Raw genomic sequence first — 14,431 nt, 5'->3', positions numbered from 1 at the left:
GCCGGACTTGTTGTTCATACATTAAATGAAACAGGAGATTGAACATGTCGACTGCAGCCCAGGTACGTCCGCCATTGCCGCCATTCAACCATGCGTCAGCCATCGAGAAGGTGCGTCTGGCCGAAGATGGCTGGAACACCCGCGATCCGGAAAAGGTGTCGCTCGCTTATACCCTCGACACCAAATGGCGCAATCGCGCCGAGTTTGCCAACAACCGCGAAGAGGCCAAGGCGTTTCTGACGCGCAAATGGGCGAAGGAACTGGATTATCGCTTGATCAAAGAACTCTGGGCCTACTCCGATACGCGTATCGCGGTGCGTTATGCCTATGAATGGCACGACGATTCCGGCAACTGGTTCCGCTCGTACGGCAACGAGAACTGGGAGTTCGATGACAACGGCCTGATGTTCCAGCGCTATGCCTGCATCAATGACATGCCGATCAAGGAAAGCGAGCGCAAATTCCACTGGCCGCTGGGCCGCCGACCGGATGATCATCCGGGGCTGAGTGAACTCGGTCTCTAAAGCCAACCCACCCCTGTGTAGGAGCTGCCGAAGGCTGCGATCTTTTGATCTTGATTTGATCGTTCGCACGCGCAGCAGCCGGGGCGCTCCGCGCCCCAGAAGATCGCAGCCTTCGGCAGCTCCTACACAGGAATGTATTCCAGACTGTAATTGACGACGGCATGCTCTGGCTCGCCGCAACAGTTCGATACAGGTAACATAACCGCCCTCCCCGCAGCCCACGTTCTGCGCCTTGCCGAATAAGCCGACTCCATGCCTTTCGAACTCAGCGTTGACCTCACCACCCTGGCCATTCTGGCTGCTGTTGCTTTCCTTGCCGGTTTCATCGATGCCATCGCTGGCGGTGGCGGTCTGTTGACCACGCCGGCGCTGCTGACGGCGGGCCTGCCGCCGCATCTGGTGCTGGGCACCAACAAGCTGAGCTCGACCTTCGGTTCGGCGACCGCCAGCTTCACCTTCTACAAACGCAAACTGTTTCATCCACGCCAGTGGACCCACGCGATTGTCGGCACCCTGGTCGGCGCGCTCACTGGCGCGGTGGTTGCGCATTACCTGCCGGCCGAGTGGCTGAACAAGATGCTACCGGTGATCGTTTTCGCCTGTGGCCTGTATTTGCTGTTTGGCGGCACGCCGAAAGCGCCGCTGGACAGCGACGCGCCGATCAAAAAGAAATGGCAATCGACCCAGGGCTTCAGCCTCGGCTTCTACGATGGTGTGGCCGGCCCCGGCACGGGCGCATTCTGGACCGTGAGCAGTCTGCTGCTGTACCCGATCGACCTGGTCAAGGCCAGCGGCGTGGCGCGCAGCATGAACTTTGTCAGCAACATCGCGGCGCTGTCGGTGTTCATCTTCTCCGGACAGGTCGACTGGATCATTGGCCTGTGCATGGGCCTGTCGGTGATGGTCGGGGCCTTCTTCGGCGCGCGCACCGCAATCAGCGGCGGCGCCAAATTCATTCGTCCAGTGTTCATCACCGTCGTGCTCGGCTTGACCGTGCGTCTAGCCTGGCAGCACTGGTTCAGCGTGGCCTAAGCGCCGCGCGACGTAGACGTCGATCAGGTAACGGGCAATCGAACGCGACGCCGGCAACGGCGGCAAGTCATGCACGTTGAACCACTGGGCGTCCTCGATCTCGTCTTCCTGACAGACAATTTCGCCACCGGCATATTCGGCATGGAAGCCGAGCATCATCGAATGCGGAAACGGCCAGCACTGGCTGCCGATGTACTGAATGTTCTTCACTTCGATCTGCACTTCTTCACGCACTTCGCGAATCAGGCAATCCTCGGCCGATTCCCCCGGCTCGGCGAAACCGGCCAGTGTGCTGTAAACCCCGGTGACGAAACGCGGCGAGCGCGCCAGGAGGATTTCGTCGCCACGGGTGATCAGCACGATCATGCTTGGTGAAATGCGCGGATAACTGCGCAGATCGCACGGCTGGCAATACATCGCTCGTTCGCGCGGGACTTGCGTCATCGGCTGGCCGCAGTTGCCGCAGAAGCGATGCTCTCGTGCCCAAGTGCCAATCTGAGCGGCATAACCGAGCACTTTGTACAGCGTGTGATCGCCTTCGAGCATGAACGCTCGCAGCCCCTTCCAGCCGCAACCGGGCACATCGCTGACGCTGTGCAACTCAAGCAGATAGACCGGTTCGCCGTCGAGATGACCAATGCCGTGCTCAGCGAGGACCGACAGGTCCTGGCGCTTGAGCCACTCGCGCGAGAACAGTGCGCCATTGTCATCGAACAGGAAGCCTTCGGGGCTGCGCGCTACGGCCCAGCCGCCGGGTTGATCGGTGTCGAGTACTGCAGTGGTCCAGCGAGAGATCATGGTTAACTCAATCCAGAAATTCGGGTTTCTGTTTGCTCATGTGGGCGGCCATGGCCACGCGCAGATCGGTGGATTGCAACATGGCGGCGTTCCAGGTGGCAACGTATTCAAGACCATCGTCGATGCGATGGTCGCGCATGTAGCTGATCATTTCCTTGGTACCGGTCACGGCGATCGGCGACTTCGCAGCGATGTCACGGGCAATGTCGAACACGCCTTCGAGCAGCGTGTCCTTATCGCCGTAGACGCGATTGACCAGGCCCATGCTGCGTGCTTCCTCGGCGCCAAAGGTGCGACCGGTGTAAGCCAGTTCACGCAGCATGCCGTCTCCGATGATTCGCGGCAACCGTTGCAGCGTACCGACGTCAGCGGCCATGCCGATGTCAATTTCCTTGATGGAAAATTGCGCGTCCTCGGCGGCATAACGCATGTCACAAGCCGAGATCAGATCGATCGCCCCGCCCAGGCAATAGCCCTGAATCGCAGCGAGTACCGGTTTGCGGCAGTTGTCGACGGCGTTGAACGAGGCTTGCAGATTGAGAATCTTGCGCCGCAACAGGCGCGCATTACGGCCCACGTCCTTGCCCAGTTCATTGGCGACACCGGCGAGCATCATCAGGTCGATGCCCGATGAAAAATGCTTGCCGTTACCGCTTAGCACCACCACGCGGACTTCGTCGGTATCGTCAACCCATTGAAAGATTTCGACGATTTCGCTCCAGAACGCCGCGTTCATTGCGTTGATCTTTTCCGGGCGATTTATCTGCACATGGGCGATGTTGTCGGCCAGTTCGACGCTGAAGGCGGAGTATTGAGTCATGGCAGTGATCCTTTACCGGGCTGGGAAATAAGCCCCGAACTATAACAAGGCAAGGGGGCGGCGGTTCGGCCAAATGCGGGACTGACTGGCGCGGCTCATTGGGGAGCTGCCGAAGGCTGCGATCTTTTGGGACGCAGAGCGTCCCGGGCTGCATTCCCACGCAGAGCATGGGAACGATCGATTGGCTTATTTCAGCCCCAGCCTGTAAAGCGAGCCATTCTCTTCATCCGTCAGCACATACAGATAGCCATCCGGCCCTTGGCGCACGTCACGGATACGCTGATTCAACTCACCCAGCAAACGCTCCTCATGGACCACCTTGTCGCCATCGAATTGCAGGCGAATCAGTTCCTGGGACACCAGTGCGCCGATAAACGCGTTGTGCTGCCACGGCGTGAAGCGATCCGCGTCATAGAAGGCCATGCCGGTAACCCCGGGGGATTTTTCCCAGACATGATGCGGCGCCACGGTGCCTTCAGCAGTTTTGCCCTTCGCCTCAGGAATCGGTTGCATCGAATAGTTGATGCCATGGGTCGCCAACGGCCAGCCATAATTCTTGCCACGTTCGATGATGTTCACTTCATCGCCGCCACGTGGCCCGTGTTCGTTCTCCCACAGCGTGCCGGTCCACGGATTGAGCGCCGCGCCTTGCGGGTTGCGCAGGCCATAGGACCAGATTTCAGGCCGGACACCGGATTGGCCAACAAAAGGGTTATCGTCCGGCACCTTGCCATCCGGGAAGATGCGTACGACTTTGCCTTGCAACTTGTCGAGGTCCTGCGCAGTCGGCCGATCGTTGTTTTCGCCGAGGGTGATGAACAGATACCCGTCGCGATCGAACACCAGCCGTGAACCGAAGTGGTTGCTCACCGACAGCTTCGGTTCCTGACGGAAGATCACATTGAAGTCCTTCAGCGTCTTCAGGTCATCGGAAAGCCGTCCGCGCCCTACCGCCGTACCAGCCTTGCCGCCCTCACCACCGCCTTCGGCATACGACAGATAGACCATGCGGTCCTGCTTGAAGTCCGGCGACAGCGCCACATCAAGCAAACCGCCCTGCCCTTTGGCCCAGACTTGCGGCACGCCACTGATCGGCTCCGACAGTTTGCCGTCCTTGCTCACAACGCGCAGATGACCCGGACGTTCGGTCACCAGCATGCCCTTCTGATCAGGCAGAAACGCCAGTGCCCAGGGATGTTCCAGGCCTTGGGCAATGGTGGTGACTTCAAGAATGCCCTGCTCGCTTTTCAGCTCTTTGGGCGCGGCGGCGAACGCCGGGGCACTGATCAGCGCGGCGGCGCAGCAGGTGGCTAGTAGGGTTTTACGCAACATGCACGATTCCTTTTGTTCGTGTGAAAGGCTGACAGAACATCAGTCCTGCCGTTCAACGGTTGCTGCCGGTGCCCCGTGAGGGCGGGTTGGGAATGAAGGTTGGCGGATTGCTCGGCACCGAACGAATCGGTTGACCATTGCCGATGCCGCGATTTTCAACGGTCGGCTGACGTGGCACGGGAACGGTGTTCGGCCCGCGAAGCGGCGGAGCGCTGGGCTGGGTGCCCTGCATGCTGTTGGGATTGGCCCGGCGGATCGGGCTGTTGTAGGGATTGTTGCTGTTCCCGGTGGGGCTTTGTGCGAGCACGACATCGGCATGAACCAGGCCACCACTTAAGACGAGGACGGCGATGCCAATCAGAAACCGGTTCATGGGAATACCTCTCGATGTGCGTGGACTAGAGCCTTGGAGCCCAAGCTACGCCGTGGGTTCGGATTTGTTAACCCTCGTGCCTTAAACAACATGTAACACGGCTTGACCGTACCGCTGGAAGCCGCGCAATCACTGGAAACTTTCTCGCCGCGCCACGGGTCACCTGATCATCACTCGGAGGACAGGTCATGGCTCGGGCAATCTGGAAAGGCGCAATCAGTTTTGGACTGGTACACATCCCCGTGGCGCTGGTTTCAGCGACGTCGTCCCAAGGCGTGGACTTCGATTGGCTCGACAGCCGCAGCATGGACCCGGTGGGCTACAAACGCATCAACAAGGTCACCGGCAAGGAAGTCACCAAAGAGAACATCGTCAAAGGCGTGGCCTACGAAAAGGGCCGCTACGTGGTGCTCAGCGAGGAAGAAATCCGCTCGGCGCACCCCGTCTCGACACAGACCATCGACATTTTCTCGTTCGTCGACGCCGAGCAGATTCCGCTGCAGAACATCGACACGCCCTATTACCTGGCGCCAGACAAGCGCGGCGGCAAGGTCTACGCGTTGCTGCGCGAAACCCTGAGCAAAACCAACAAGGTCGCCCTCGCCCGCGTTGTCCTGCATACCCGTCAATACCTGGCCGCGTTGATGCCGCTGGAGTCGGCGCTGGTTCTGGTGAAACTGCGCTGGCCGCAGGAAGTGCGCAGTCTTGATGAACTGGCGCTGGGCAGTGAAGTGACCAAGCCGCAATTGGCCAAGGGTGAGCTGGACATGGCCAAACGTCTGGTTGAAGACATGACCTCGGAGTGGTCGCCTGAGGACTACAAGGACGAGTTCGAAGACAAGATCATGGCGCTGGTCGAGAAAAAAGCCCACGAAGGCAAGATCGAGGACGTCGAGACCACCACTGGCGAGGAAGAACGCAAGACTGCCGATGTTATCGACTTGACCGAGCTGCTCAAACGCAGCCTCGGTGGCAAGGCACCGGCCAAGCCCAAGGCCAAATCAAGCAGTAAGGCGGCGCCGGCGAAGAAGACTCGGAAGGCGTCCGGGGAGTAAGCGTTGGGCCAGCTAGAGGTATGTTTGAAGTGAGGCCGCCTTCGCGAGCAGGCTCGCTCCACAGGGAAACGCATTTCAAAATGTGGGAGCGAGCCTGCTCGCGAAGAGGCCGGTACTGACACCGCAAGTCTCAGATCAGAATAAAGATCGCCAACAACGCCGCAAAAATCGCCCACTTCTCCAGGTAATACCGCGTACGGTTGCGCTTCTTCAGCTCTTTGCCGCGCAAACGGATCTTGTAGATCTTGGTAAACAAGCGGTTGATACCACCGGTTTTGTCCCCCGCATCATTCGGCGCGCCTGCCGCTGACATCACGGTGCGGCTGAACCAGCGGTTGAACGCCGCCGCCCAGCGGTACTTCAACGGCCGTTCAATATCACAGAACAGAATGATGCGATTCTGGTCCGTGGTGTTTTCGGCGTAATGAATAAACGTCTCGTCGAACATCACCGCTTCGCCATCGCGCCAGTGATAGTTCTCGCCGTCGACATTGATATAGCAGCCAGGATCGTTCGGCGTATCCAGACCCAGGTGATAACGATAGGAACCGGCGTACGGATCGCGGTGGCGCACCAGCTTCGAGCCCGGTGGCAGCTCGGCAAACATCGCCGCCTTGATTGAGCCGATGCTCTGCACCAATTCAGTGGTGCGCGGGCACAGCTTCATCGCCGATGGATGGCTGTCGCCGTACCACTTGAGGTAGAAGCGCTTCCAGCCAGTCTTGAAGAAAGAGTTGAAGCCGACATCGTCATACTGATTCGAGCGCTTGATCTCGCCGGCACGCAACAGATTCTGGCCCTCCTCGCGAATCTCTTGCCAGTGCGCCTGCAACGGGCTCAGATCGGGAAAGTCCGCCGGGTTCAGATACGGCTTGTTGGGAATTTTCGAAAACAGATAGAGGAAGCAGTTGATCGGCGCGAGGAACGTCGAGTGGTCACTCAGTTGCCGCCCCAGCTTGTGGCGCACGCGTCCACGCAAGTGAACGTAAGCAATGGAGATGACATAAACAGCGGCAATGATGAGTTTCACGGAAAAGGGTCACACGTCAAAAGTGAACAAACTGCGCGCGTGGCGACCTGAGGCCCAGCGTCTTATGCAGCGGTCTTGATGCACAGGGCGCGTCCATGGCCCGCGCCGTTTCCGGGCGCTCGGTGAAAGGGTGGCATTTTAGCCACAGTTCGTAACCGATAGTGAACCCTCAACTGTGAAAAACTGTCTTGCCTGCGTTTGTGTAATACCTGCGCGTTGTACAAGAGGCAATACGCCCGTTGCTCGTTTCGATGGAACCACGCTTGGCACGCGCTCCTCTATCGCTTACCAATAACGGAGGAACCCCCATGATCGCCCCACAAACCGGTATGAAACCAGGTCAGCGCTATCGCATTGAAAGCGTCGAGCGCGCGCCGCAATTCTCTGGCTTTTTTCTCGATGGAAAGTATTACCTGGGGCCTGAATTGCAGACCGCCGTCGGCTGGCTTGAAGGGCAAATGTTTTTCTACGACCAGCTCGACCCTACCGGTGAGCCGGTTTATCCGGGCAGAATTGCCGGCACGATCGAAGGGCTGACGCTGGTGATGCCGGACGGCTTACGGCTGGAGATTGAAGAAGCGCCTTATCTGGCGGAACCCCTTGCGCCGGTGCGCGCCTCCCTCACCGGGCGCATCGAGCGTATCTCGCGGCAGCCGATTCGCCCTTCGCCGCTGTTGGTAGCCGGGGCCGCGATGCTGGTAGGGGTTTGCCTGCTGACGATCTCGCGCATCAGAAATCGCTGAAGGCCACCGCGCGAGCAGTGGCCCAACTATCGGTCACTGCTCGCGGGTTACCGTCAGTGCGACCACGGCGATGCGCTCGGCGCGCTCATATTCAGGCTTGAGCAGTTCCTCGCTGAACACGTCCGGATCAAGCTCACGATAAGTCCAGCCAAAACGTTCGCCCTTGAGCAGAGGCGCCACGGCCTCGCGGAACGGGTCCTGCCCGGCAACAATCGCTACGCCGGTGTACACCAGCAACGTGCCGCCGACTTCCAGACGTGGTAACGCCTCACGCACGATACGCACCGACAGGCCCTCGCCCAGCGCCCCGCCGCCGTGGCGATAAGCGCGCTGTTGCTGGTCGTTCATATACGGCGGGTTGGCGATGATCAAGGCGAACTGACCTTCGACACTGGCGAGCAGATCGCTGTGGTACACCGACACGTTGTTGGCCCCGGCCAGCTCAGCGTTGACCGCACTCATGCGCAGCGCCCGCGGATTGATGTCGACCGCCAGCACTTGGGCATCCGGCCGTGCCTTGGCGATGAGCACCGCCCCGGCGCCGCTGCCGCAGCCGATGTCCACTGCGCGCCTGATCGGCGAAAAGCGCTGCTGCAACTGCGCTTCTATGGCCTGAGCGAAACGGTAGGTATCCGGACCGAAGAACACCGCATCGCTCGCGGTTGTCGGGAAGGCGGAATGAGCGAACAACCGCTCATTGAGCGTCGACCAGCGCACTTGACTGCGCCACACCGCGCCATCGCGTGCAACTACGCCGGCCTGCTCCAGCGTGGCCAGTTCTTCTGCGCGAAACAGCTCTGAAGGAAACGGCATCGACCAGCCAAACACATCACGCAGATCTTTCGCCAACGGCGTGGCAAAGCGCTGCAGAAAACGTTCGTGGGTCAACGGCGTTGGGGTAATGAAGTGATAACCGCTGTCGAGCAGGCGCTTGCCCAGCTCGAACAGCGCTCTGTCCGATGTTTCTTGTGCCGACATGAAGCCTCCTTGTTTCAACGCAAGCGGGCGCGCAGTTGCATGAAGCGACGCGTCGCGAAAAGTCCGGCCGGACGCCAGTGCCGCTGGGGTTGCAGCCATGGCATCAACAATGACATCTGTTCGGCGGCAGGCTTGTCGGCCAGTGCCGCTTCCAGGTTGAGCAGATCGGCGTCATCGTCAAAGGTTTCTTCGACGGCAGCTTCGCGGCGTACGTAAGGCCGAGGCCGGGAGGCCGGGCAATCCTGAGTGATCCAGTCGCGCAACAGCTGTTTCTCATAGCCATTGAACACCCCGAACATCGCCGCATCGCTGCCGTCGATCAAACGCCAGAAACGACTTTCTTCCACCGCCTCACCGCGTTTGATCCAGCTTTTGCGCTCCAGCGCCGAAAGAAACTCGCCCATCTGTCCCGGCGTGGCCAGCCACTGATTGATGGTGCGGTTTTCGATACGGCAGTAGTCGGAATGCATGTGCCGGCCAAAGACAGCTTTACGCTCAAGCATGGCGATGACTTCGTGGTCCAGATCAAACTCTGTGATGACGGCGGTTGTGCCTTTGCCGACATCATTGAGGCGATAACCGACAGCCATGCGCCGGTAGAACTCATCGCGTTCATCGCCAAGTGGCAACAGCTCGAGCATTGATTGCACTGCCTTGCGCGCATGGCCGGTGCTGGCGTTGTCGATGGTCACGTGCAGGCGGAAATAGTGCGGATCGATGCCCAGCTCCGCTAGCTCATAAGCACTGATCAACAAGTGCAGCGGCAGTTGCTCGTAGCCGAGGTTGAAGCCGATGACTTCTGGCAGAAACTGCCCGCCGAAACGTCCCAGTGCCAGCTGCACCGCGCCTTGCAGAAAATACTCGTCGGCAAGACCGCTCAGATCAGAGCATTCATGCTCGGCGAGCAGCTTGCGATAGATCACCACATGATTCTGCCGTGGCACGCCCTCGCCCAGCTCTTCAAGATAGGTATCGAGCAAATCGTCGAAACGCGGGTCCTGCCACTGCGGCAACAGCCCAGCCAGCCAAGCGCCATCGACCTCTTTGGTCGGTGCCACATGCAAGATGAAATACAACGCGTGGGATTTGTTGCGGAAATAGCGGCGCGGCGCGCCCTGCTGACGTTGTTCGAGGTAATCGGCGTACTCGGCCGCCACGCTAGCGCAGCGGGTTTCCGACCATTGCAGCAGCTCTTCGGCGCTGGCCGGCAAATCGTCAGACAGCGCAGCCGCCTTGCTCAGCTGCCGGCGCAGGAAGTCCAGTGCCGCACGATCAACCGTGGAGTCTTCCGCCAGCAATCGGTCATAAAGCCGGCGCTCGGTATCCGCCGGCGTGGATGTTTTACCCGAAGACTTCCTGGTCGGGATTTCGATCAGCGACATGACTCATTCCCCTGCGTTATTGGCATTGCCTATAAACGAAAGAGTGATTGGCGCTGAAAAAAATTCCTTTTTTGTGCGAGACGATAGGCTCAGTGGTGCACGTCGTTTTTTTAACCCAAAGCGGTATCGAGAAACATCATCACGCCGAACCCAAGCATCAGCCCGAGCGTGGCAGGCGTCTCGTGGCCGTTGCGGTGAGTTTCCGGGATCACTTCATGCGACACCACAAAGATCATCGCGCCCGCCGCCAGGCCCATCGCCACCGGAAAACCCAACGCAAAACTGTTGGTGATGCCCAATCCGACAATCGCGCCCAACGGTTCCATCAATCCTGAAGCGGCGGCAATCAACGCTGCACGCCCTGCGGAAATGCCGGTCACGCGCAATGCCAACGCGACCGCTAGTCCTTCTGGAATGTCCTGAATGGCGATCGCAGTGGTCAGCGGCAAGCCGATTTTCATGTCGCCGGTGGCGAAGCTGACGCCGATCGCCATGCCTTCCGGAAGGTTGTGCAGAGTGATCGCCAGCACGAACAGCCAGACCCGATTGAAGCGCTTGGCTTCAGGCCCGCGCCGGCCGCTTTTTTCATGTTCGTGGGGGACGAAGCGGTCGAGACCGACCATCAACGCCACGCCTAAAGCCATGCCGGCCACAACGACGGCAGCGGCGAGCATGGGGCTGCTCACCGCTTCCTTCGCCGCCGCAATCCCCGGCAGGATCAGTGAAAAGGAACTGGCAGCCAACATCATCCCTGCCGCAAACCCGAGCATGGTGTCTTGAGTTCGCGAAGTAATCGCCCGCAACGCCAGGGCCAGCAACGCACCGATTGCCGTGGCGGCAAAACCCGACAGACCGCCTAGAGTGGCGAGGCGTAGCGTGTCGCGGCCGGTACTGACCAAACCGGTGTAGCCACTGATCAGCAACAACACGGTTACACCGACCAGGGTCAGCCAGAAAATGCGCCCTCCCCAGCCCGTGCGCGACAGGTTCACAAACCATGCTCGCACGGGAGCTGCGAACGAAGATGACGGTAGCGCCATGAAAAGTCCTCGGTTTCAGGTGGCCGGTACGAACGGCGTGGTTTCATCCAGCTGCGCCAGCGGAACATCGCTGCCACCCGGGGTCAGAATCACCTTGCGGCATTCTTCCTGCTTCTTATTGAAGATCTTGTAACCCTCGGCCGCCTGCTCCAGAGACAGCCTGTGGGTGATGATCGCTTCGGGCTGCAACTTGCCGGTTTCGATGTAGCCAAGCAGCTCCGGCAGAAAACGCTGTACGTGAGTCTGGCCCATTTTGAAGGTCAGGCCCTTGTCAAAAGCATCGCCGAACATGAAGCCATGGATAAACCCGGCATACACCCCCGGAACGCTGACCACACCGCCACGGCGGACGGCGGCGATGCACTGGCGCAAAGCCTTGCCGCTGCTGCCTTCAAGCTTGAGTGTAGCCATGACCGTTTCGGTGGTGCTGCCCTTGGCTTCAAGGCCGACGGCATCGATCACGGCATCGACGCCGCGATGGCCGGGAGTCTGGCTGGTAATAGTGTCGGCCGGGTCATCGTCTTCATCGAAGTTGATCGGAATCACGCCGTAGGTGCGCTGGGCATAATCGAGGCGGTACTGGTGATGGTCGACCATGAAAATCAGCTCAGCACCGAGCATTCTCGCGCAGGCTGCGGTGAGCAAACCGACCGGCCCGGCGCCGTAGATCGCCAGACTCGAACCCTGTTTGACGCCAGCGTTGATCACGGCTTGCCAGGCAGTCGGCAGGATATCGGACAGGAACAGCACCTTCTCGTCCGACAGCGTGCCCGGCACCTTGAACGGGCCGGTATTGGCTTTCGGCACGCGCACCAGTTCCGCCTGGCCACCGGGAATTCCGCCATACATACGGCTGTAGCCGAACAGCGCTGCTGGCGGCGGAATCATTTTCTTGTTCAGCGCCGCGCCGGGGCCTTCGTTGGTGGTCTCGCAAGCGGCGTAAAGCTCTTGCTGGCAGAAGAAGCAATCGCCACAGGCGATCACGAACGGAATCACCACACGGTCGCCGCGCTGCACGGCCGTGACGGCTGGCCCGGTTTCTTCGACGATCCCCATGAACTCATGACCGAATATATCGCCGTGCTCGACGGTGGGTATTTTGCCTCGGTACAGGTGCAGGTCCGACCCGCAGATGGCGGTAGCGGTGACGCGCAGGATGATGTCGTCGGCGGCTTCAAGTTTCGGGTCCGGTACGGTTTCGACGCGCACGTCATGGGCGCCGTGATAGGTCATTGCTCGCATGGCTTGGTCCTCACTCGTTTGAACAAAATGGCTGCTGCTCCACTTTCCGAAGTGAAAATGGCCGAGTGAGTTCATTCGGGTTTTCGAGATTTTGATCAGCGGATATCGGGGACTTCTCGGACGAGCCGATGCGTACGCCCGTTTGCCTGCCATATAACTGCCGTCTGAGTTATGCGACAATGCGCGCCAATGTCCAACAAGAACCCCGTACTCGTCGCTCAGCAGCTTGCCTTCAACGGCCCCAGTTGCGGACGGCTTATGCGCGTTGGCTCAACTCAAGCACAGACTGGGGGGAGCTGGAAAAGCTCCAGATTGGTACTCAAGTTTGTACCAGGCACCACAGACCAGCTCTAACCCATTGATAGGTAAGGTAATTGATCTCCACAGCTAACATCACGATGCAGTTTGGCGCCAAGCCGCTGTTCGAAAACGTTTCGGTCAAATTCGGCGCAGGCAATCGCTACGGCCTGATCGGTGCCAACGGTTGCGGCAAGTCGACTTTCATGAAAATCCTCGGCGGCGATCTCGATCCGTCCGGCGGTCAGGTCATGCTCGAGCCGAACGTGCGTCTGGGTAAGCTGCGCCAGGATCAGTTCGCCTACGAAGAATTCACCGTGATTGACACCGTGATCATGGGTCACGAAGAGCTGTGGAAGGTCAAGGCCGAGCGTGATCGCATCTACTCGCTGGCTGAAATGTCCGAAGAAGACGGCATGGCCGTTGCCGAGCTGGAAACCGAGTTCGCCGAGATGGACGGCTACACCGCCGAATCCCGTGCCGGCGAATTGTTGCTGGGTCTGGGCATTCCGCTGGAACAGCATTTCGGCCCGATGAGCGAAGTCTCGCCAGGCTGGAAACTGCGCGTGTTGCTGGCGCAGGCGCTGTTCTCCGATCCGGAAGTGCTGTTGCTCGACGAACCGACCAACCACCTGGACATCAATACCATTCGCTGGCTGGAAAACATCCTGACCCAGCGTAACAGCCTGATGATCATCATCTCCCACGACCGTCACTTCCTGAACAGCGTGTGCACGCACATGGCTGACCTGGATTACGGCGAGCTGCGCCTGTTCCCGGGCAACTACGACGAATACATGACCGTGGCGACCCAGTCCCGCGAGCAACTGCTGTCGGACAACGCCAAGAAGAAAGCGCAGATTTCCGAACTGCAATCGTTCGTCAGCCGCTTCTCGGCCAACGCCTCGAAAGCCAAGCAGGCCACCTCCCGCGCCAAGGCGATCGACAAGATCCAGCTGGCCGAGGTCAAGCCTTCCAGCCGCGTCAGCCCGTTCATTCGTTTCGAGCAGAACAAGAAGCTGCACCGTCAGGCGGTCATGGTCGAGAAAATGGCCAAGGGTTTCGATGGCAAGCCATTGTTCAAGGACTTCAGCTTCCAGGTTGAAGCCGGCGAGCGCGTTGCGATCATCGGCCCGAACGGTATCGGCAAGACCACCCTGCTGCGCACCCTGGTCAACGAACTGACCCCGGATGCCGGTAGCGTGAAATGGACTGACGCCGCTGAACTGGGCTACTACGCTCAGGACCACGCTCACGACTTCGAAGACGACGTCACCCTGTTCGACTGGATGGGTCAGTGGACCCAGGGCGAGCAGATGATTCGCGGTACTTTGGGCCGGATGCTGTTCTCCAACGACGAGATCCTCAAGTCGGTCAAGGTCATCTCCGGTGGTGAGCAAGGTCGCATGCTGTTCGGCAAGCTGATCCTGCAAAAGCCCAACGTGCTGATCATGGACGAACCGACCAACCACTTGGACATGGAATCGATCGAAGCACTGAACCTGGCGCTGGAAAACTACCCGGGCACGCTGATTTTCGTCAGCCACGACCGTGAGTTTGTATCGTCCCTGGCCACGCGCATCATCGAGCTGAGCCCGAACGGCGTGACCGACTTCAGCGGCACTTATGACGACTACCTGCGTAGCCAAGGCGTCGTTTTCTAAGAGCAGCTTTTAGTTTCAAGCTGCAAGCTGCAAGTTAAAAGCCCTGTCCTCTGTGACGGGGCTTTTTGCATTCGGCGTTTGGACATTGCTGGTGCGCAGATATTCGCGAGCAGGCTCGCTC

14 protein-coding genes are annotated in these 14,431 nt (G+C 59.3%); 5 read left to right on the top strand and 9 right to left on the bottom strand.

Translation table 11 applies throughout. The features are described from left to right. The first annotated feature begins 44 nt into the window (after positions 1–44). On the top strand, positions 45–524 hold the full coding sequence (locus ASG55_RS09790; protein ID WP_041480390.1) for a nuclear transport factor 2 family protein: 480 nt from the start codon (positions 45–47) through the stop codon (positions 522–524). 252 nt (positions 525–776) lie between these two features. Next, on the top strand, positions 777–1,556 hold the full coding sequence (locus ASG55_RS09785) for a TSUP family transporter (protein WP_016774706.1): 780 nt from the start codon (positions 777–779) through the stop codon (positions 1,554–1,556). Here the strand turns inward: ASG55_RS09785 and nudC are convergent. The 4 genes from nudC to ASG55_RS09765 form a co-directional block, all read right to left on the bottom strand. Continuing rightward, positions 1,524–2,354: an NAD(+) diphosphatase gene (gene nudC / locus ASG55_RS09780; protein WP_056785960.1), complete on the bottom strand. Its 831-nt coding sequence runs from the start codon at positions 2,352–2,354 to the stop codon at positions 1,524–1,526. The genes ASG55_RS09785 and nudC overlap by 33 nt on opposite strands. Positions 2,355–2,361: 7 nt before the next feature. Continuing rightward, positions 2,362–3,174: a crotonase/enoyl-CoA hydratase family protein gene (locus tag ASG55_RS09775; RefSeq protein WP_056785958.1), complete on the bottom strand. Its 813-nt coding sequence runs from the start codon at positions 3,172–3,174 to the stop codon at positions 2,362–2,364. A 186-nt stretch (positions 3,175–3,360) separates the two neighbouring features. Further along, positions 3,361–4,506, bottom strand: a complete 1,146-nt coding sequence (locus tag ASG55_RS09770) for a PQQ-dependent sugar dehydrogenase (protein WP_041480394.1) — start codon at positions 4,504–4,506, stop codon at positions 3,361–3,363. Between the two features lie 52 nt (positions 4,507–4,558). Beyond that, entirely contained in the window at positions 4,559–4,879 is a 321-nt protein-coding gene (locus tag ASG55_RS09765) for a hypothetical protein (RefSeq protein WP_056785955.1), read from the bottom strand. A 188-nt stretch (positions 4,880–5,067) separates the two neighbouring features. Here ASG55_RS09765 and ku point away from each other — a divergent pair, with 188 nt between their 5' ends. Next, positions 5,068–5,934 carry a non-homologous end joining protein Ku gene (gene ku, locus ASG55_RS09760; protein WP_056785952.1) on the top strand — a complete coding sequence of 289 codons (867 nt, stop codon included), beginning with the start codon at positions 5,068–5,070 and terminating at the stop codon, positions 5,932–5,934. Positions 5,935–6,064: 130 nt separating this feature from the next. On the opposite strand, the gene lpxO is transcribed toward ku, so the two are convergent. Continuing rightward, entirely contained in the window at positions 6,065–6,964 is a 900-nt protein-coding gene (lpxO, locus tag ASG55_RS09755) for a lipid A hydroxylase LpxO (protein ID WP_041480397.1), read from the bottom strand. A gap of 308 nt (positions 6,965–7,272) precedes the next feature. On the opposite strand from lpxO, the gene ASG55_RS09750 reads away from it, so the two are divergent. Further along, on the top strand, positions 7,273–7,707 hold the full coding sequence (locus tag ASG55_RS09750; RefSeq protein WP_056785950.1) for a hypothetical protein: 435 nt from the start codon (positions 7,273–7,275) through the stop codon (positions 7,705–7,707). Positions 7,708–7,740: 33 nt separating this feature from the next. Here ASG55_RS09750 and ASG55_RS09745 read toward each other — a convergent pair whose 3' ends face one another. From ASG55_RS09745 to ASG55_RS09730, 4 genes are all read right to left on the bottom strand, one after another. Further along, positions 7,741–8,685 carry a methyltransferase gene (locus ASG55_RS09745; RefSeq protein WP_056785947.1) on the bottom strand — a complete coding sequence of 315 codons (945 nt, stop codon included), beginning with the start codon at positions 8,683–8,685 and terminating at the stop codon, positions 7,741–7,743. A 14-nt stretch (positions 8,686–8,699) separates the two neighbouring features. Further along, positions 8,700–10,067: an iron-containing redox enzyme family protein gene (locus ASG55_RS09740; RefSeq protein WP_056785944.1), complete on the bottom strand. Its 1,368-nt coding sequence runs from the start codon at positions 10,065–10,067 to the stop codon at positions 8,700–8,702. A 110-nt stretch (positions 10,068–10,177) separates the two neighbouring features. Continuing rightward, entirely contained in the window at positions 10,178–11,107 is a 930-nt protein-coding gene (locus ASG55_RS09735; protein WP_056785943.1) for a ZIP family metal transporter, read from the bottom strand. 15 nt (positions 11,108–11,122) lie between these two features. Beyond that, the gene (locus tag ASG55_RS09730) at positions 11,123–12,349 is read right to left on the bottom strand and encodes a zinc-dependent alcohol dehydrogenase (protein WP_056785940.1); all 1,227 of its coding nucleotides are present in this window, start codon (positions 12,347–12,349) and stop codon (positions 11,123–11,125) included. Positions 12,350–12,723: 374 nt separating this feature from the next. Between ASG55_RS09730 and ASG55_RS09725 the strand changes: the two genes are divergently transcribed. Beyond that, the gene (locus ASG55_RS09725; RefSeq protein ID WP_016774693.1) at positions 12,724–14,310 is read left to right on the top strand and encodes an ABC-F family ATPase; all 1,587 of its coding nucleotides are present in this window, start codon (positions 12,724–12,726) and stop codon (positions 14,308–14,310) included. Positions 14,311–14,431: the final 121 nt, after the last annotated feature.

The sequence above is a fragment of the Pseudomonas sp. Leaf434 genome (genome assembly GCF_001425545.1).
GTDB classification, from domain to species: domain Bacteria; phylum Pseudomonadota; class Gammaproteobacteria; order Pseudomonadales; family Pseudomonadaceae; genus Aquipseudomonas; species Aquipseudomonas siliginis.
Note: the sequence above shows the minus strand (reverse complement) of the source record. Positions and strands in the feature narration are given on the sequence as shown.